At 36.6% G+C, this 20,496-nt stretch carries 15 protein-coding genes and 1 pseudogene; 6 read left to right on the top strand and 10 right to left on the bottom strand.

What is annotated here, in order from left to right:
- Positions 1–271 precede the first annotated feature (271 nt).
- A complete protein-coding gene (locus tag ACODR7_RS01240; protein WP_488836616.1) occupies positions 272–1,138 on the top strand; it encodes an alpha/beta hydrolase family protein in 867 nt (288 codons plus the stop codon).
- Between the two features lie 296 nt (positions 1,139–1,434).
- Here the strand turns inward: ACODR7_RS01240 and ACODR7_RS01235 are convergent, their stop codons facing one another.
- The 10 genes and pseudogenes from ACODR7_RS01235 to ACODR7_RS01190 form a co-directional block, all read right to left on the bottom strand.
- Positions 1,435–2,625 carry a DUF3570 domain-containing protein gene (locus ACODR7_RS01235; RefSeq protein WP_488836614.1) on the bottom strand — a complete coding sequence of 397 codons (1,191 nt, stop codon included), beginning with the start codon at positions 2,623–2,625 and terminating at the stop codon, positions 1,435–1,437.
- A gap of 38 nt (positions 2,626–2,663) precedes the next feature.
- Positions 2,664–2,894 carry a DUF4266 domain-containing protein gene (locus ACODR7_RS01230; protein WP_465089687.1) on the bottom strand — a complete coding sequence of 77 codons (231 nt, stop codon included), beginning with the start codon at positions 2,892–2,894 and terminating at the stop codon, positions 2,664–2,666.
- Entirely contained in the window at positions 2,891–3,817 is a 927-nt protein-coding gene (locus ACODR7_RS01225) for an FAD:protein FMN transferase (protein ID WP_488836612.1), read from the bottom strand. Before ACODR7_RS01225 ends, ACODR7_RS01230 begins: the two co-directional genes overlap by 4 nt.
- A 7-nt stretch (positions 3,818–3,824) precedes the next feature.
- Positions 3,825–4,268 carry a thioredoxin family protein gene (locus tag ACODR7_RS01220; RefSeq protein WP_488836610.1) on the bottom strand — a complete coding sequence of 148 codons (444 nt, stop codon included), beginning with the start codon at positions 4,266–4,268 and terminating at the stop codon, positions 3,825–3,827.
- A gap of 107 nt (positions 4,269–4,375) precedes the next feature.
- A complete protein-coding gene (locus tag ACODR7_RS01215; RefSeq protein WP_488836608.1) occupies positions 4,376–4,765 on the bottom strand; it encodes a hypothetical protein in 390 nt (129 codons plus the stop codon).
- Positions 4,766–4,803: 38 nt separating this feature from the next.
- Entirely contained in the window at positions 4,804–7,311 is a 2,508-nt protein-coding gene (locus ACODR7_RS01210) for a cation-translocating P-type ATPase (protein WP_488836606.1), read from the bottom strand.
- A gap of 77 nt (positions 7,312–7,388) precedes the next feature.
- Positions 7,389–7,853 carry a heme-binding domain-containing protein gene (locus ACODR7_RS01205; RefSeq protein ID WP_488836604.1) on the bottom strand — a complete coding sequence of 155 codons (465 nt, stop codon included), beginning with the start codon at positions 7,851–7,853 and terminating at the stop codon, positions 7,389–7,391.
- A 42-nt stretch (positions 7,854–7,895) separates the two neighbouring features.
- Complete coding sequence (locus tag ACODR7_RS01200) at positions 7,896–9,044, bottom strand: efflux RND transporter periplasmic adaptor subunit (RefSeq protein ID WP_488836602.1); 1,149 nt, start codon at positions 9,042–9,044, stop codon at positions 7,896–7,898.
- 2 nt (positions 9,045–9,046) lie between these two features.
- Positions 9,047–13,394: pseudogene (locus ACODR7_RS01195) on the bottom strand (CusA/CzcA family heavy metal efflux RND transporter).
- 140 nt (positions 13,395–13,534) lie between these two features.
- Positions 13,535–13,921: a hypothetical protein gene (locus tag ACODR7_RS01190; protein ID WP_488836600.1), complete on the bottom strand. Its 387-nt coding sequence runs from the start codon at positions 13,919–13,921 to the stop codon at positions 13,535–13,537.
- Positions 13,922–14,437: 516 nt separating this feature from the next.
- Here ACODR7_RS01190 and ACODR7_RS01185 point away from each other — a divergent pair.
- The 5 genes from ACODR7_RS01185 (at position 14,438) to ACODR7_RS01165 (ending at position 20,488) form a co-directional block, all read left to right on the top strand.
- Positions 14,438–15,787 carry a sigma-54-dependent transcriptional regulator gene (locus ACODR7_RS01185; RefSeq protein ID WP_488836598.1) on the top strand — a complete coding sequence of 450 codons (1,350 nt, stop codon included), beginning with the start codon at positions 14,438–14,440 and terminating at the stop codon, positions 15,785–15,787.
- A complete protein-coding gene (locus ACODR7_RS01180) occupies positions 15,788–16,924 on the top strand; it encodes an FIST signal transduction protein (RefSeq protein ID WP_488836596.1) in 1,137 nt (378 codons plus the stop codon).
- A gap of 2 nt (positions 16,925–16,926) precedes the next feature.
- Complete coding sequence (locus ACODR7_RS01175) at positions 16,927–19,194, top strand: PAS domain-containing hybrid sensor histidine kinase/response regulator (protein WP_488836594.1); 2,268 nt, start codon at positions 16,927–16,929, stop codon at positions 19,192–19,194.
- Between the two features lie 115 nt (positions 19,195–19,309).
- Positions 19,310–19,750 carry a response regulator gene (locus ACODR7_RS01170; protein ID WP_488836592.1) on the top strand — a complete coding sequence of 147 codons (441 nt, stop codon included), beginning with the start codon at positions 19,310–19,312 and terminating at the stop codon, positions 19,748–19,750.
- 6 nt (positions 19,751–19,756) lie between these two features.
- Positions 19,757–20,488 carry a polysaccharide biosynthesis/export family protein gene (locus ACODR7_RS01165; protein WP_488836590.1) on the top strand — a complete coding sequence of 244 codons (732 nt, stop codon included), beginning with the start codon at positions 19,757–19,759 and terminating at the stop codon, positions 20,486–20,488.
- Positions 20,489–20,496: the final 8 nt, after the last annotated feature.

The raw sequence follows: 20,496 nt of genomic DNA, 5'->3' as shown, positions 1-20,496 counted from the left end.
ATATTGAATTTTTTTAGAAGTTGCTCCCGGAAATGATAAAGCTTATCATTTATACAGAAAGACAGGATTTCAGGAGATCTCAGCACCTGTAGTAAGATGAGATGTATACCTAAATAAAAAATCCAGTAATATTCAAAATCCTGATACGGAAACCAAGTACTGCATAGTTAAATATGATAATGGAATGAGGGTATTTACTAAATTTAACAGAGAAAAGAGATACAATTTTTATAATACAACGTATCGTTAATTTTTTAAGTTAAATCAATACATGAAATCGGAAAATTTTGAAACAGTATGTGAAGACGGTGTAAAGCTTAAAGGCATTCTTCTTATTCCGGAACATCCGAAGGCTGTCATTCAGTTTAACTGCGGTACCGGAACAAAAAAAGAATTTTATATGTCTTTCCTAACCTATCTTACTGAACATGATTTCCTGTGCTGTCTTTGGGACTACAGGGGAAGCGGAGATTCTTCTTCCGGAAATCTGAAAAACTGTGAGTTCACCTTTTCAGATTATGGAGTAAAAGATATGCCCGCAATCAAAGATTTTCTGAATAACAGATTTCCTGATCTTCCGTTTATGATTGTTGCTCACAGTGCCGGCGGGCAGCAAATAGGATTTATGAAAAACCTGGATAATGTAAAAGGAATAATCAATTTTGCCGTATCAGCAGGTTATTACATGAATATGCCGCTTTCTTACAGAATGAAAGCCTATTTTTATTTTTACATTTTTGCACCCATAAGTGTTTTGATGACAGGATATGTAAAAGCCAAAACCTTTGGGTTAATGGAAAACCTGCCAAAAAATGTAGTCTATGAGTGGCGAACCTGGCTTGAAAAGAAAGATTATTTTTTCGATGCTCAATTTTATGGCACAACAGTTCCTACAGGGCATTTCAAGAATTATACATTTCCCATTCATTTATTCTGGACTACAGACGATACCATTTCAAGCCAGAAAAACACTGAAACGTATTGGCAGCACATCAGCAGTAAAGAAGAGATTACTTTCACCAAACTGATCCCTTCAGAATTAGGATTAAAAAAAATTGACCATTTCGGCTTTTTCAAAAAAAATATAAAAGACAGTCTTTGGGAGAATGTGGTGGACAAATTAAACAGTTTTCTTTAAATACTCAATTATGAATATTTTTTAGAATTGACATTTTATATTTCAGGTATTCTGATCTTTTAATTAATTCGCTAAAAAAATAAATTTAAAACAAATAAAAACGGACAGACCATTAAAAAATGATTTGTCCGTTTATGTAATCGTAGAAATACTGTTTTCAAACACATTTATAGTAGATCCGATGGAACTTGCTTAACTTGCTTACACTTAAATCTTTGTCCAAGATATATAGGTAGGATTACACGTTTTAATACAAAGATCCAGAGTTTTCTAAAAAAGTTTAGACATTTTTATTACTACTTGAATCTGAGATTCAGAGAAATAATATCTGAACTCATTCCTACAGATTTTGTATAATGCCCATACCTGATCTCCAACATATTCAGACGCTCTATTCCAAACAATCCATTTTTAGGATTAAACCGTATTCCTGCTCCGTAAAAATTACTGTTAAAAGTAGAAAGGTCATAATTGCTCGTATAATAATCATCAAAAGCTGTATGCTGTTCATAAGGCGCAAAATATTTTGTCCCTTTCTGTGAATAATACCTATAGAACGGACTTACTGAAACAAAAGGAGATATTTTTACCGGAGTCTCAATATTGAATGTATTTGACCTGATGCCCCAGCTGTCTGTATAATACCGGTAATAGGTCCTGAAGATAAAGCGGTCTCCAAGAAAATAATTGGCACGCACTCCCAATGGAAGTTTAAATCTCTTATCCGGAAGTGTTTCCTGATGTACAGAGCCATCTGTGAAATAAACCCTGTGAAAAGGCAGACTTAAAAAACCGGTCTGCTGTACAGCATCCGTCAGAAATTCTACCTGAAAATTCTGGTTGATGATCTGAGAATAGGCTAAAGACAATGCAAAAGTATTTCTTCCGCTCGTACCATAGTTTTCATGCTCTCTGCCTGTTGAATTTCCTGTACGAAGTTCTATAGGAGTTACCAGCTTTACCTGATCAAGATAGGTCTGAAACTTGGCGGTAAACTCCCCCATCCTGTTGGCTGTTTTCTGGGCAAAACCAATATTGGCCCCGTAAGACTGATAATCAAATTCTGTAGAAAATGAGAGTCCTCCGAAGATGGTACTTCCTTTACTTTCATTCTCCCGGCTCCACTGAAACGAAGGATATATTCTTGTATCCGCATGAGAAGCCGAAGAATTGGCTTTAAGATCAATCATATCGGAAGAAGCTGACGTATAATGATCTACTCCAACACTAAGATTGAATTTATTTTTTCTCTGCTTATTGTCATATTTTACCATCGTAACGTCAATTGTATTGGAAAAATCACTAAGCTTTTCCGATCCTACACCTCCTGTCACAGCAGAGTTGTTGCCGTCCTGATGGTAGTAGCTGGATACCAGATTGGCTTCATCAAAACTCAATTTTTTTGAAAGTGCTGTATTGGTATTTTCCTGAGCTTTAGAGGTCATGAATCCAAAAAGGACCCAAACACTCATTACAATTTTTTTCATGTGAGATTCTTCTAAATTTTATAAACTGTAACAACTCATTAATTACATCCACATCCACCTCCCACTTTTCCGGAATTAGCTCCTGAAGAACCTTCCCGGTAAGATTGGAAACTAAGTTCTGTTTTCTCTATAGTCCTGTTGCCCAATGCCATTTCAGCATCATTCAGCTTTCCTTTTTCATATTCTTTCAAAGCAGTACAGGAATTAATCAGGCTTATGATAGCAACAGCTACCAGACCTCTTTTTATTTTTTTTATATTGTTTTTCATTGTAAATTAATGTTTTGAGATGAATAGACAGTATTGTCATCATCTATAATGATACATTCCAGCTGGTGGATCTGATTCACCAGATCCAATGCTTCTTTAATTCCCATAATACCGACAGGAGTTGCCATGGCATCTGCTATTTCTGCATTAGGACAGAAAATAGTGACGCTTTTAATTCCTGAAACGAGCATTCCGGTTTTGGGATTGATGGTATGAGAATACTTTTTGCCGTCAATCATGACAAATTTTTCATAATTTCCGGATGTTGCCACAGCCATATCTGTAATATTCATGTAAGAAAAAGGTTGTCCGGAATGATCCGGGTCTGCAATTCCTATCGTCCATGGCTTTCCGTTACTCTGCGTTCCCCATGCGGTAAGATCACCGGAAGCATTGACAATTCCTGATTCCACACCTCTTTTTTGAAGCATTCTTTTTGCCATCTCAGCGGCATACCCTTTTCCAATGCCACCAAAACCTATCCTCATTCCCTCCTCCTTAAGAAAAACACTCTGATCCCTGGGGTTGAGAATAATATTCTCATAATTTACCAGTTTCAAATGCTCCTTAATAGTCTTCGGATCAGGAAGCTGCTTCATATTACGGTCAAAATTCCAGAAACCTTTATCTATTCCTCCGTATGAAATATCAAAATATCCGTCAGTAATGCGGCTGATGCGAACGCTTCTTTCAATCAGATCAAAAACCTCCCTGTCAACCTTTACAGGTTCTAATCCTGCATTATTGTTGATCAGGCTGGTCTGGCTGTTCTCACTGAAAGTAGTCAGCAGGTTTTCAATTCTTTGAATTTCTGCTACCGCCGCATCTATATGCAAATAAGCATTTTTTTCATTTTCGTCTACTACAGTAATTTCAAAAGCATTTCCCATCAGCCTTTGAGGCTTTCTGAATTCTCTAAGCATCTTTTTCTTATTTTCTTTGCTGTTGTATATCCCTTATTTCTTTACTAAAAGCCAATGCGCTTTCAGTAGGCAGCCCTTCCCAGCTTTTCAGCACTTTCCCATCCTGATCCAGCAGAAGAGTATAAGGAAAAAGTCCTTTTGGGTTATATTGATCGGCAAGCCCAGCGTTTTCCTTTTTCATACCGGCAGAAAGCTGATTTTTTTTATTTCTAGGAAAGTCGGCATTGACATAGACAATAATATTTTCCGTTTCCAGCTTTTTAAATTCATCAGTTTCGATGATATTCTTATGGAGCTTTATACAAGGTATACACCAGTCGGAACCGGAAAAATTAAGTAAAATCAGTTCTTTATTTTCTAAGGCCTGCTTTTTTGCATTATCTAAACGGTTCTGAGCCTGAATGCTAACGGCAGTTATAACCATGAATATGGCTAAAAATATTGTTTTCATTATTTAAAATGGATAACGATTGTTATAGTAAGTTGAATAATGTACACCTAACATGGCATACAGTACATAACGGCTGGCAACAGATGAAAGCCGGTTTTGAAAAAATATCAGGAAAATAAATACCTTGGTGGTTCCCAGGCTGTCCTTAGAAACCCCTTATAACAGAAGTTGTCATTTTTTGATGGTATTTTCCTCGACTTTACTTGTTTAAATTGATCATTCTTAAGTTCAAAATGAAATATGTTCCCAATGATAAAGACCAATGCAAGTGGTGTTGTATGAATAATAAAGGGTAATTTCTGATCTTTACCATAATCACCATCTTTAACGGGATGATCATAGTGTGTTCTCAGAAATGCCGTAAGCGTCATATCCGGGTTTAATTCTTTATGCTCGATGTAATGCTCAATCAGTTCCGGGATTTTCAAAAGCTGATACAATTCGGTTGTAGAAACCAAATATAAAAACAACAACAATATGGAAATCAACTTTTTCACTAATCAAAATTATGAAATATTTTATTACGAATTATTTTTCATTTTCTTCCCAAATGTCTTTTCACCAGCTTATAAACCTCGAACCACAAGACCGAAATAACAGCAACAATCAATGTCATTCCTAATTCTTTTATACTAAGAGCTTTCACACTAAAGAATCCTGATACCGGCTTTACATAAAGAATAACAAACAATAATACAAGTACCAGCAATGAAATTCCTGCCAATAAAAAATTACGATTTTTAAAACTGTCAAAAATACTGTAATAGAAAGATCGGTTTACCAAACTCAGTAATATATTAGCAAATATCAAAGTACTGAACACCAAAGATCTTGTTTTAAGCTCATCATTGCCGAGATCAACAGAATATTGATATATCCAAAGTATTCCTGCGGTGATCACTAATCCCTGGATAATACTTACCATAAGCTCCCTCCAGCTCAGAAATGTATCTGTTAATGCCCTCGGAGGTCTTTGCATCGCATTTTTTTCCATAGGCTCATTCTCATATACAATAGAGCATGTAGGTCCCATAACCAGCTCAAGAAAGATTACATGCACCGGAGTAAATATATGTGGAAATACCCAACCCAGAAATAATGGTAAGGAAACAGTAAGTATAATTGGGATGTGAATGGAAAGGATATACTGAACGGCCTTCTTTATATTAGCATAGATTCTGCGTCCGGCAGCTATACCGGTAACAAGTTTATCCAGATCATCATTGGTAATGACCAGAGCTGCGGCTGATTTGGCAATTTCAGTTCCTTTATTTCCCATTGCCACTCCGATATGAGCAGCTTTCAATGCAGGTCCGTCATTTACGCCATCCCCAAGCATCGCCACTACATGACCTTGTTTTTTTAATGCTTTAACAACTTCAAGCTTCGCTTCCGGGAACATTCTTGTAAACAGGGTTGCTTTTTCAGAAAGTTTTAATAAATCTTCTTCTGAACTTGTAGTAATTTCACTTCCGTTAATAGCCGGAGCATTGTTTTCAATTCCCGCCTGCAATGCAATAGCCTTTGTAGTATCTGCATTATCTCCTGTAATGACTTTTACCTGAATACCGGCATCGTAAATATGCTTAAATACTTCTTTTATTCCTTTTTTAGGAGGATCATAAAATACGGTCAATCCTAAAAAGTCAAATTTAAAATCCTGCTGCTTATCAGGAAAATCATTTCCTTCAAATTGAGATCTGGCAACACCAAGAACCCTGTATCCCTGCTCTCCAAAGTCTTTAATTAACTTTCTTATTTTGTTTTTCTCTTCTTCTGAAAGACTGGAAACACTGATGATAGCTTCCGGAGCTCCTTTAGCTGCAATAATCCGGTTTTTCTGTTCGTTTTCAAAAAGATGGGTCATCATCGGTGGTTTGCCTTCCAGCGGATATTCATGAAACAGCTGATAATCTTTTCTCTGATCTGGCTTCTGGGTCTGTTCATAGATCTTATGGAGCGTTATTTCCATGGGGTCAAAAGGTACAGGCTCACTACTCCACATCGCATAATCAATAAGGTCATTGAGCGCTGTTGTATTGAACTCTGCTTCTTCATAAATTTTGTCAGAACGGAAATCATAAAGATGTTTCAGCTGCATGGAGTTTTCTGTAATCGTACCTGTTTTATCTGTGCAAATTACGGAAACGCTTCCCAGGGTCTCCACAATACTGCTTCGCTTAATGATAATTCCTTCCCGCATCAGCTTCCAGGCCCCCAAAGCCATAAATGTTGTGAAGGCTACAGGAATTTCTTCAGGAAGCACGGACATTGCCAATGTAAGCCCGCTGAGTAAACTGGTCACAAAATCTCCCGTTTTAACAAAACTGAAAATGCATACTGCAAAAAAAATAATGACTCCGATAACAGCCATCCCCTTTACAAAATTCCGGATCTGAAGCTGTAAAGGAGATATTTCTGTTTTTATACCCAATATAGACTGTCCTATTTTTCCTACTTTGGTTTCTTTTCCTATATTTTCGACCTCAAAAACGGCAAGCCCGGACACAGTGATTGTTCCGCTGTAGACTCTGTTATCTTCGGATCTGCTGTCCTTGAAAACAGAAAAACTCTCGCCCGTAAGGGAAGATTCGTTGACAGAAAAATCGTTGCTGTGAACAATTTTTCCGTCTGCATTGATGAGTTTTCCTTCTTCGGTAATGCACAAATCTCCCACTGCTATTTCAAAAGTAGGAATCTCTATAATCTTTGAATCCCTGATCACCTTGCTTAAAGGTTCATTCAGTTTTTCAAGTTCTTCCAGCGCCTTTTTGCTCCGGTTATCCTGGTAAAAAGAAATGGCGGTAACTCCAACAATAGCAGCAAACATAAATAAAGCCTCGCCATAATCTCCTGTAAGCACATAAATAAAGGAAACACATATAAGAAGAATCAGCATCGGTTCTTTAAGGATGTTGAGAAGAAGATCTGCCCATGATTCTTTCTTAATTGCTTCAAGGCGGTTATATCCGTATTTTTTTCTGGAAGCGGCTACTTCAGATGCTGTAAGGCCTTTCAGATCTTCCGGTATATTGTAATTCATACGAAATGGATATGATATTAAATTTACTGATTGTTTTTGTTATATCAGAATACTATTTCTGTTTTTTTAACAGCCTGCTATTCAATCTGCTTTTTCACCTCTTTTACCCATTGTTCAATTTCTGACTTTTGGGTATCAGATAACTTTGCATTCTGATGAACAACAGTATAAGAAGTAAGAGGCATTTCACCTTCTCTTATGGTTTCTGCAACCTCATCAAGTTTCTTTAATTTTTTTTCTTTTGAATAGCTGTTAAATTCATCAAAATTGAAGTGCCGCTTTCCCGAGTTCACATGATCTGCCAGCCACCATTTTACAGGCTGTATGTTATTGTACCACGGATAAGCTGTAGTGTTGGAATGACAGTCATAACAGCTTGTTTTTAATAATCCCTGTACATGATCCGGAACCTGGTAATGCTTTTCAATAGCATTTTCAGAAGGAACCGCCGCAATATTTTTATCCGTATCAAAAAACTGAATCACAATCAGAAGCAGGACTATAAAACCTGCTCCTGTTTTTATTAAAGATGATGTTTTCATAATTTGTATTTATTTATAAGTTCTTTTATTTTACTATAATTTTTATTCATCTGCTGTGTTCTTAAGTTTCATAAGAAGTGTATATGCATTTCTGATGACAATCTTCTTATTCTTAAAATCATCAGCATTCATGATCTGTACAAATCCGTTTTCTGTTTCACCTAATGTTACAGGAGTCAATCGGTAGGTCTGTTTTTTTTCTTCAACGAAGACAAAGTCTTTTCCTTCAAAATTGACAATACTCTCTTCAGGAACAGCATTGGAAAAAGAAGTACTGGTCTCGATCTCGGCATTCATATACATTCCCGGTACAAGGCTCTGGTCATATTTTTCAAAATGACAGTGTACTTCAGCCCATCCGCCTGGATTAACATCCTTGCTGATCAGCAGAATTTCACCATAGTATTTTTTATCCGGTTCGGCATTGGTATACGCGGCAAACCTCTGCCCCTTCTTCAGATTCGCCAGATCTTTTTCATATACTTTAAGATTTAGATGAATATCATCCGGATTAATGAGTTCAAAAAGAACATCGGAAGGATTCACATATTTACCGATATTCACGTTGACCTTGCTTACAAAGCCATTGATACTGCTGTAAACAGGTACGCTTTTCTGAATATTTCCCGAATTCAGAGATCCAGGATTGATATTGATAAGACGGAGCTGCTGAGCTAGGGAGTTCATCAGGATCTTCTGGCTGTTCATTTCAGACTGAGCCTGCTGCATCACCTTATCGCTGGTGGCCTGACTTTGGTTGAGGATTTTCTGGCGGTTATAATCCAACTGGGCAAAATGATTTTTAGACTTTGCCATTAAATAATCCTGCTGAAGCTGAATAAACTGCGGATTTTCTATCACAGCAATCACCTGCCCTTTTGACACCGGCTTTCCCGGAAGCAGGCTGCTCGATTTAAGGTATCCGCCTAAAGGAATACTGACAGAGACCAGATTTTGTGGCGGTACATCTATCATTCCGTTAAGTTTTAAAACAGAGGAAATCTTCTGTAGAGAAAGTAATGTTGTTACTACAGGTACATTTTTCAGTTGAGCATCGGTAAGCGTTACAACGTTTTCATCTTTCGGACTGGCAGCTGGCGGTTCCTGTTTTACATGATCTTTACACTCATAAAACATGAGCAATCCTATTATTGACAGGGAATATGATATAATTTTAAATTTACGTTTCATTGTTATGGATTTAAAGTAAGGTATTCCAGCTCTATAGCACTCTGATTCAGTTTCCAGACTGCATCGGTGTAGCTGTTTTTTAAAGTAACTGCCTGATTGATCAGGATAACAAATTCCAGATAATTGATCTCACCTGCAAGAAACTGTTTTTTGGCTGTTTCAGTGATGATATCGGCGTTTTTCAATTCCGAACTCTCATATTGGGAAACAATGTCAAGGTTAGCCTGATAAATCCCGGATGCCTTTCTGTACTGATTCTGCAGATTGAATTCCATGTTGGCAATATCACTTTCCACAACAGATTCAGCAATTTTTGCGGCCTGAATTCTGGCTTTCTGCCCACCTGAAAAAACAGGAACAGAAACCCCAAGCTGTACAGAATGAAACTGTGGTGCCCCGTTGTACACTTTATCATCAGCACCCATCCCTCTGAAACTGTTGAGGTTGTAGGCCAGCTGAAGTCCGGGAAGCATTTTTGCCTTTTCAAGGGCAATCTGCTGTTCTGAAATGTTTTTCTGTTGCTGCAATACTTTAATAGCCGGATGTAAGCTAAGCTCCTCTTTAAGACCTCCATGATAAATTTTCTGATCTTCCGGAAGGAAATCTGTTTCTGTATTTAAAAGCCACTGAAGCTGATATCCCAGCACTGAAAGCTCCTGGCGTAATTGCTTTAGCTGAATTTCAATGGAAGATTTCTGATTGGAAGCCGTAGTTTTTTCCAGAATATTACTTTCTCCTGCTTTCAGACGGATGTTTGCCTTATCCAGAAAATCAGTGTACAGCTTTAATGTTTCCAGAAGAAGCTTTTCTTTTTGTTTCCCATACAGAATATTATAAAAGGTAAGGCTCACGGCTTTCTTCAGTTCATATTCTTTAAGAGAAACATTCAGCAGAGATTTTTTCCATTCTTCGGTGTATACGTTCTTCTGCTTTTTATATACGGTTGGAAATGCTATATTCTGTGAAATGCCGAATTTCATATCCGTCAGAGCACTGTTGATCTGCCCATAATCTACTGTGACTCCCGTCTGAGGAATATCAGATGATGATCTGATAAGCGCTTTTGTATATTCTGATTTTAATTTTTCATTTTTAAGATTTCTGTTATTTTTCAAAGCAATATCAACAGCATCCTGCAATGTAACGGGAGTCTGGGAGTTGACCAGCCCCGCAAAACCGAAGCATACAAAAAAAGCCAGAGCGGAAATCTGTTTTTTATTTTTTATTTCTTTCATTTTTAAATCCTTTTTCAATAGTTACATACAATAATGGTAAGACAAATAAGGTAAGAAAAGTTGCCACCATCAGCCCTCCAATAACCACCGTTGCAAGAGGTCGCTGTACTTCTGCTCCCGCTCCGTTGCTGACAGCCATCGGAATAAAGCCCAGTGAAGCGACAAAGGCCGTCATCAGCACCGGCCGAAGCCTCGATTCTCCACCATCAATAATGATTCTTACAATATTTTTAATTCCTTTCTTGTGAAGACGGTTAAACTCTGAGATCAACACAATTCCGTTCAGTACTGCCACTCCGAAGAGTGCAATAAATCCCACTCCTGCACTGATGCTGAAAGGCATTCCTCTAAGCGCCATCAGAAATACACCGCCAATAATAGAAAGAGGAATCGCAGTGTAAATGAGCAAACTTTCTTTAACAGAATTAAAGGCCAGGAAAAGCATAACGAAAATAAGAGCCAGAGCAATGGGAACTGCTATCATGAGGCGCTGTTTGGCGTTATTGAGATTTTCAAACGAGCCTCCATACGTCATGTAATATCCCGTAGGAAGCTTCATCTTCTGATCTACCTTATGCTGAAGTTCTTCTACAATACTCTGAACATCCCTGCCTTTGATATTAAAACCTACAACAATTCTTCGCTGGGCATTTTCCCTCTGAATCTGGTTAGGGCCGTTTTTCACTTCCACTCTGGCAAGCTGAGACAGCGGAATCTGATTTCCAAACGGTGTAGGGACCAAAAGGTTTTTAATATCGGTCACATTTTTCCGGTCTTTGGTGTCCAGACGTACGACCATATCGAAGCGTTTTTCACCTTCAAAAACCAATCCGGTACTTTGCCCCGCAAATGCAGTATTAACCACCCGGTTGATATCTGAAACGGATAAATGATACTGAGCGATCAGAGGACGGTTGTATTCAATGATTACCTGGGGCATTCCCGAAACAGGTTCTATATAGAGATTCTGGGTTCCTTCCACTGTTTCTATAATTTTCCCGAGCTTCTGTGCATTTTGGGAAAGTACATCAAGGTCTTCTCCAAAAATTTTGATCACGACATCCTGTCTTGCTCCGGTCATTAATTCATTAAAACGCATCTGTACAGGATATTGAAAACTGGCAGTAATTCCAGGTATATCCTGCAGCTGTTTACCCATCTTATCTGCCAGCTCCGGGAAAGTGGACGCAGAAGTCCATTCCTTTTTATCCTTTAAAATAACCATCATATCAGAAGCATCCATCGGCATCGGATCGGTAGGGACTTCCCCGCTACCAATTTTTGTGACCACTTTTTCCACTTCGGGAAATCTGGATTTGAGAATGTATGCTGCTTTCTGGGTACTTTCAATCGTTGTTGTCAGGTTACTTCCAGGTAAAACTCTGGTATCTACGGCAAAATCACCTTCTTCAAGGGAAGGAATAAATTCACCACCCATTTTGGATAAGATGAAAACAGCAGTTATAAATAAGACTGCCACTGCACCAAAAACTATTTTGGGGACTCTGAGTAGTTTGAGCAAAACTGTAAGATAGATCTTTTCTACCTTTTTCATCATTCTGTCTGATAAAGTAGGTTTGTCGCTTCTTTTTCTCAGCAATAGCGCACTCATCATCGGAATATAGGTTAATGAAAGCAAAAACGCTCCCAGCAGTGCAAAAGCTACAGTCTGAGCCATAGGCTTGAACATTTTCCCTTCGATTCCCTGCAGGGTAAGGATCGGGAGATAGACGATCAGAATGATAATCTGTCCGAAAACGGCGCTGTTCATCATTTTTCCTGCAGATTCAATAACGACAGTATCCATTTCCGATTTTCCGACAGAGAAAATCTTTTTAAACTTCGAATTATGACTGAACTGATGTAAGACAGATTCTACAATAATCACTGCTCCATCGATAATCAGCCCGAAATCCAAGGCTCCAAGACTCATCAGATTTCCACTGACTCCAAAGAGGTTCATCATACATATTGCAAAAAGCATCGCCAAAGGAATAACAGAGGCGACCAGCAAACCTGCTCTTATATTCCCCAAAAATAAAACCAGTACGAAGACTACAATCAAAGCTCCTTCCGTCAGGTTTTTTTCTACTGTTCCGATGGCGTTGTTCACCATTTTGGTTCTGTCCAGAAAAGGCTCTATCACCACTCCTTTCGGAAGTGATTTCTGAACCTGGGCAATTTTTTCCTTTACATTTTTTATGACCTGATTACTGTTCTCGCCTTTGAGCATCATTACTACAGCTCCTGACACTTCTCCCTGGTCATTAAAGGTCATCGCTCCATAACGGGTAGCAAAACCTGGCTTTACCTCAGCAATATCCCGTATAAACAGCGGTACATCATTTGTTTTTGTTGCAATAGAAATATTATTGATTTCTTCAATACTTCCTACTAACCCTTCACTCCTGATGTATAGAACAGTGGGGCCCTTTTCGATATAAGCACCTCCGGTATTCTGATTATTGGCCTGTAATGCATCAAATACATCATTGATTGTTATTCCATAAGCATTAAGCCTGTCCGGATTTACAGCAATTTCATATTGTTTCAGCTTGCCTCCAAAGCTGCTTACTTCCGCCACTCCTTTTACTCCCAAAAGCTGTCTTCTTACAATCCAGTCCTGAATGGTACGGAGTTCTGTGATATTGTACTTTTTTTCATATCCTTTTTCTGGCCTTACCACATACTGGAAAATTTCGCCAAGCCCTGTGGAGATAGGTCCAAGCTGTGGATTTCCTATTCCCTGCGGAATCACCGCCTGTATCTGCTGAAGTCTTTCGGCAACCTGCTGTCTTGCCCAGTAGATGTCTACATCATCTTCAAAGACAATGGTAACCAAAGAAAGCCCAAACCTGGAGAAACTTCTGATCTCCTTTAATCCTGAAATATTATTGTTGGCCTGCTCTATAGGAAAAGTAACAAGCCGTTCTATATCTGTTGCACCAAAAGATGGTGCAGTGGTAATAACCTGTACCTGATTGTTGGTAATATCCGGTACCGCATCTATCGGCAGTTTGGTAACCTGATAGGCGCCTATACCAATAAGTCCCAATACCAACAATGCAATAATGAGTTTATTCTTTACAGAAAACTCAATGATTTTTGTAAGCATATTATGATTAATTAATCTTAATTATCGTGATAAAATTTCCGGTATTCTGATGCATAGATCCATGCATCCGTATTACATACAGATACTTATTAAAAAAACAGAATACCCTTCCCAATCAAAAAATGACTGAGAAAAATAGATTAAGATTGACGAAATCTTGGCGGCTGCCAGATAGAATTAAGAATTTCCTTATTGTAAAGCGCACTTTTGTAAAAAGTCTTCTTGATTTCAATAGGAGTAAATACCTTCTCAATACAAAGAAAATCTAAGGAAGGATTAACAGTAAAAACCACAGACAGCAGGCTTGCATGTGATACAAAAGGCAATCTCTGGTCCTGATCATGGTCACTGTCTTTCACAGGATGATCGTAATGGGTTTTCAGAAATGCAGTAAGTGACATTTCAGGATTCAGGTCTTTATGCTGAATATAATGCTCAATGAGCAGAGGCATTTTCAAAAGCTGATACAGTTCGGTTGTAGAAACCAAATACAATGTTAATAACAATATAGAAATCAGCTTTTTCACTCTATCAAAATTACAACTTTTTTCATTAAGAATGATTTTAAATAAGCAATTTCACACTCTAGCTTTGTTTCTTCCAATTCATTGCGAAGCCTCAATAACCTTTCCCTTATCGGGTCAGAGGAAATTTGCTTTTCTTTTGTAAGTTTAGCCTCTCTGTGAAGTTTTCTTCAAGTGACCAAAATTTCTTTACAGATTCCAAGCTCCTTGGCTACTGAAGAAACATTACCTCTTTGCTCACTTAATGAAACTGCTTGGATCTTAAATTCTAAACGGTAATTTTTTCTAACTCTTTTCATAGCATTAAAGTTAAAGAGTATAAGAACCGTGTCCTACAAAGGTAGCAACTGCAGTGCGGGAAGAGTTTCATCAGGAAGATTTTGATTAAATAACTCCACACAAAATATTCAACAATAATAAATTATTATTTCAAATTATTAATCTTTATGATAAAATAGTTCATCACATAATTAAAATTCATTATTTTAGTAGTAAACATAAAAACTAAAACCTGCGCAAATGTGTAAAATATTTATAGTTGACGATGATATTTTCATAGGAGAAATGTTAAAGTATCATCTCCAACTAAATCCTGATTATGAAGTTCTGCTATTCAGCAATGCAAAAGACTGTCTTTCCAATCTTTACCATAATCCTGATATCATTTGTATTGATTTTGGGTTACCAGACATTCAGGGAGATGAACTTTTTAAACAGATTAAAAACCTATATCCTGAACTTCCGATTATTGTTATAAGCGGACAGGAAAATATTGAAGTTGCCATCAATTTTCTAAAGCAGGGAGCAAAAGATTATATTGTAAAAAACGAGCATACCAAAGAACTTTTGTGGAATTCTATCATGAGATTAAATGAAAATATCAACCTAAAGCAGGAGGTTGAAGACCTTAAAGATGAGCTCGAAAAAAAATATACGTTTGAAAAAACAATTATTGGGCAAAGCGATCCCATAAAAAATATATTTTCTAAAATTAATAAAGCACTTACGTCCAACATCAATGTTTCCATTACCGGTGAAACAGGTACTGGTAAAGAAGTTGTTGCTAAGGCAATCCATTATAATTCATCAAGAAAAAACAAACCTTTTATTGCGGTAAACATGGCTGCTATTCCTAAAGAATTAGTGGAAAGTGAGTTTTTTGGCCATGAAAAAGGTGCTTTTACAGGGGCTACAGAAAGAGCCATCGGAAAGTTTGAGCAGGCTAATGGAGGAACTATTTTTTTAGATGAAATTGCAGAACTGGATCTTAATATTCAAAGTAAATTACTACGTGCCCTACAGGAAAGAGAAATCACAAGAGTAGGCGGAAAGCAAAAAATTGAACTCAATGTCAGGATTATTACAGCTACGCACAAAAATCTTGTACAGGAAGTCAAAAAAGGCAACTTCCGGGAAGATCTCTATTACCGGATTATTGGTCTTCCTATTGAACTTCCTCCTTTACGGGAAAGGGATCAGGATATTTTGATTTTGGCCAAACATTTTATAGAGCTTTTCGCAAAAGAAAACAAGGTTAAACCTTTGTCTTTATCTTCGGATGCAAGGAAAAAACTTTTAGCTTATCATTTTCCGGGAAATGTAAGAGAATTAAAGTCTGTTGTTGATCTTGCTTGTGTTATGTCTGATAATCACGAAATAACAGCAGAAGATATTAATTTCTTTAATCTGGAAAAAAGTTCAGAATCTTTTCTCAATGAACAAAAAACACTAAAACAATATACTACCGATATCATTTTACATTTTCTAAAAAATAATAATAATGATGTCATTAAAACCGCAAAACTATTAGATATAGGCAAATCAACTATATATAATCTTATTAATAACCTTGAAATTGAAAATAAATAGATGAAAGTTGCTAAATTACTTTTTAAGGACGGAGCATTCAAATCAGAAAGAAATGATGAAAAGCTTAACTATCAGGAAGCTCAGATCATTATAGGATATGGAGCCAGAAGTATTATTGAAGAGGATAACTTTTATCTTCTTTTAAAGGAAACGTTTCCTAATGCAGAGATAGCCCTGTCTTCTTCTTCGGGAGAAATTTTCTGTAATGAAGTGTATGATGATACGGTAGCTTTAACTATAATCAGTTTTTCAACATCTTACATAAAGACTTCACAGATTGATATTGAAGATTTTTCATGCAGCTATGATGCAGGAAAAAAATTAATTGAAAACCTTCCTTCAAAAGAACTTAAATGGGTTTTTATTTTGTCTGACGGCAGTAAGGTTAACGGCAGTCAATTAGTGCGCGGACTTAACGCCAGTCGCCCCCAAGAAGTTTTGATTTCAGGCGGTCTGGCCGGGGATGGTGATAAATTTGAAAAAACTGTAGTCGGACTCAATCAGGTTCCTGAACCCAATAAGATTCTGGCGATTGGATTTTATGGAACGAACCTGGAATTATCTCATTCTTCAATTGGCGGCTGGGAAAGCTTTGGGCTTGAAAGAGTGGTCACCAAGTCACATGATAATGTTCTTTATGAAATTGATCATAAAAATGCATTGGATCTTTATAAAAAATATTTGGGAAGGTACGCCGAAGACCTTCCCGCCTCTGCTCTACTTTTTCCATTGTCTCTTACGTTACATCAAGATTCTTTATCAGTAGTGAGAACAATTCTCTCCATTAAAGATAACACGATGATTTTTGCAGGAGATCTGCCGGAAGGAAGTAAAGTAAGGTTTATGAAAGCCAATATGGACAGACTTATTGATGCAGCTAATGATGCAGCCCATCAATGTCTTAAAATGAATACAAATCCTCCTAAACTGGGAATCATTATAAGCTGTGTAGGAAGAAAAATGGTATTGGGAGACAGAGTTTATGAAGAAGTGGATATAGTGCGGGATGTTTTCAAATCAAATACGGCAATAACCGGATTTTACTCATACGGAGAGCTATCTCCTTTAAGCCCGTTTGGCGACTGTGCTCTGCACAATCAGACTATTACCATCACCACAGTTAATGAAATTGAATAACTATGGAAACCAAATTTCACAATTTACTCGAGAGACAGATCAATAAATATCTTACGGAAGACTGCAAAAATCATCCGCAATTTAAAAATTTTATTCATGCAGTTAATGAATCTTACAAATCATTTGAAAGGGATAAAGAACTTATGGACTATGCTTTCAAACAAAGTGAAGAAGAATATCAGGAGCTGTATCAAAATCTTAAAAATGAAAATACACTTAAACATGAATCTATCAGCAACCTCTATGAATCATTAAAAATTATTGATTCTGATATTGAAATAAAAAAATCGGAAGATCTTAAAGAACTGTCACTGTATCTCTCTGAACAGCTAAGAAAAAGAAAAAGAGCGGAAGATTATATAAAGCAGCAAGAGGAAAAATATCGGAATATTATTGCTAACATGAACCTGGGACTCATTGAAGTAGATAATGATGAAATTATTCGCTATGCAAACCAAAGCTTTTGTAATGTCTCAGGGTTTGAACTGGATGAAGTAATTGGTAAAAACCCAAGTACACTCTTTTTGTACGGAGAAAATCACGTCCGGTTTTTGCAAGAACAGATAGAACTGAGAAAAAAAGGAATTTCCAGTGTATATCAGCTCCCTGTAAGAAACAAGAGAGGAGAAATAAGATGGTGGGCAGTAAGCGGAGCTCCAAATTATGACGACCTGGGAAATTTGTTAGGTTCCATAGGAATCCATCTTGATATTACCGATCAAAAAAAATTGGAAGAAGAATTAAAACTTGAAAAAGCAAAAGCATTGGAAGCGTCCAAGGCTAAAGAGGTTTTTCTTGCCAATATGAGCCATGAAATACGAACCCCTCTTAACGGTATCATTGGTTTTCTGCGAGAGCTCAAAAGAAGTAACCTCCCTGATGAACAGAAACAATTTGTAGAAAACAGCTATAACGCTTCACAGCACTTATTATCAATTATTAATAACATACTCGATATTTCTAAAATTGAATCTGGAGAAATGTCTTTAGAGCACAAGAGTTTTTCTTTAAAAGACAGTATTCAAAAAGTCATTTCCGTTCTTAAGCCAAAAGCAGAAGAAAAAAACCTTAAAATTATGACAGATTTCTCTGCGGATATTTTCCCGGTTTTAAAAGGAGATTCTCTAAGACTTGAACAGGTGTTATACAATATCATTGGTAATTCTTTGAAATTCACCAACGAAGGGCATATCAAAGTTGAATCTAATGTGCTGAAAAGTTTTTCAAACCAACAAACGATTTCGATCAGCATTACGGATACCGGTATTGGAATGAGCGAAGAATATGTACGTAATATATTCAAAAAATTTAATCAGGAAGACAGTTCAATTTCAAGAAAATATGGAGGTACAGGTCTTGGAATGTCTATTACCAAAGAACTTGTTCACCTTATGAAAGGAGAAATTAATGTAAAAAGTGAAAAAAACTCAGGAACATGTATTACAATAGTTCTGATTTTAGACAGGGGTGATGAAAAAGCCTTAAAAGAAAATACCTGGAAAAATCAAAATATGTCCATTGCAGGTACAAAAGTTCTGCTGGTAGAAGATAATGCACTTAATCAGCTGGTGGCAGAAAGATCTCTTAAACATTTTGAATGTAGTGTTGTTAAAGCTGAAAATGGTAAAATAGCCCTAGAAATATTAAGCAGAGAACAATTTGACATTATTCTGATGGATTTGCAAATGCCAGAAATGGATGGTATTGAAGCAACTAAAATATTACGGAAGGAACTTAGAATTAAAGCCCCTGTGATAGCACTTACCGCTAACGCTTTTAAAACAGAAATAGATAACTGTATTAATGCGGGAATGAATGATTATATCACCAAACCCTTTAATGAAGAAAATTTACTCAAAACAATTTACAAGTACGTTAAAATCCCCGAAAAAACAATAGAGACAATGTCGGACGCTGGCGAAACTTTCTACAACCTCAAAAATATACAGATTCTCAGCAGAGGGGATAAAGATTTTATGCGGAAAATGCTATTAATATTTATTGGACAGACTGAAACAACACTTCCATTAATGAAAAAGGCGTTTGATGAGAAAAACTATGTTGAAATTGGAAAACTGATGCATAGAATAAGACCTAGTATACAAGCCATAGGAATAAGTTCTATTGAAAATGAAGTAAAGCAACTTGAATTACTTACAATAGAGGAAAATAAAGAATTCCCTGAATTATATTCCTTGTTTGAAAAAATAAAGGAAACCCTTGAAATAGTGGTCACTCAATTGAAAGATGAAATAAACCAATCTATTTAATCCAAAATCAAGAAGCTATTCCATATTCTGGAAAAAAACACAAACACAAGCAATTGATAAACAACGGGTTATAAAAAGGTATAGAAATAGAGATATTGTTTTCAAAATAAATAAAATGGAAGCAAATAATCAACATTTAAAACTCTTTATTGTAGATGATGACAGGTTTTGTTCAAATGTTTATCAGCAGTATCTGAAAAACCATCATTATGAAGACATTACCTCCTTTAGCTGTGGAGAAGATTGTCTGGATGAACTTTATCAGAAGCCGGACATTATTTTTCTAGACTATAATATGGAAGATCTGAACGGGTTTGAAGTTTTAAAAAAAATAAAACGTTTTGATCCCAATATTTACGTTATCATGGTTTCCGGGCAGGAAAATATAGATACAGCAGTAAATGCACTTAAATACGGAGCATTTGATTATTTAACTAAAAATACAAATGTCTGCGAAAAAATGGTAAAAACCATAGAAAAAATTTTAAAAATAAAAGAAGAAATCTCTCAAAGCAAGTTAAAAGGCTTTCGCAAATTTTTTTCAATGATATTTTAATAATCTATGACAAAAAAACTCATCATATCATTTATCTTTCTCTTACTGCTTAGTTCTTGTAAGACATATAATGTACTGGAAGAAGAGCAGGCATCCAGAGATATGCAGGATTTCAACTTTAATCCGGAGTACGAATACAAAATACGGAAAGATGATAAAATTACTCTGTCTGTGTGGGGTCAGGATGATTTAAGCGTAGGCTCAGTCTACGGAATTTATAATTCTAACGAAGTATATGGCAAATGGCTTCTGGTTGATAAAAATGGCAATATTGAAATTCCCAGGCTGGGAACCACTTTTGTCGTTGGAAAATCGGTTCCTGAACTGAAAGAGGAAATTAAAACCAGGTTAAAAAAGTGGCTTGTAAATCCAGTCATCGATGTCAAAGTACTTAATAAAGAAATAACGGTAATGGGTGAAGTAAGAAACCCGGCTGTTATACAGGTAGATAAAGATCAGAATACATTACTTGAGCTGGTTTCAAAAGCAGGAGGTTTTGAAATGTACGCCAATCTCAGGTTAATAAAAATTTTAAGACAGGAGGGCGAAAATGTGAGGGTTACTAATATTGACCTCAGTAAAATGAAAGATGTTCCCAATCAGAATATTGTTCTTCATCCTGGAGATTACGTGATTGTCCCCTCTAAGAAAAGTAAAGATTTTGACAAAAGAATCTCAACCATTATTCCTTTTGCAACCGTTACCTCTGCAGCTGCCATTTTAATAGGTCTGTTATAAAACTTATA

It is taken from the genome of Chryseobacterium sp. FG46 (assembly GCF_057809135.1).
This window is presented reverse-complemented; position numbering and strand designations above follow the sequence as displayed.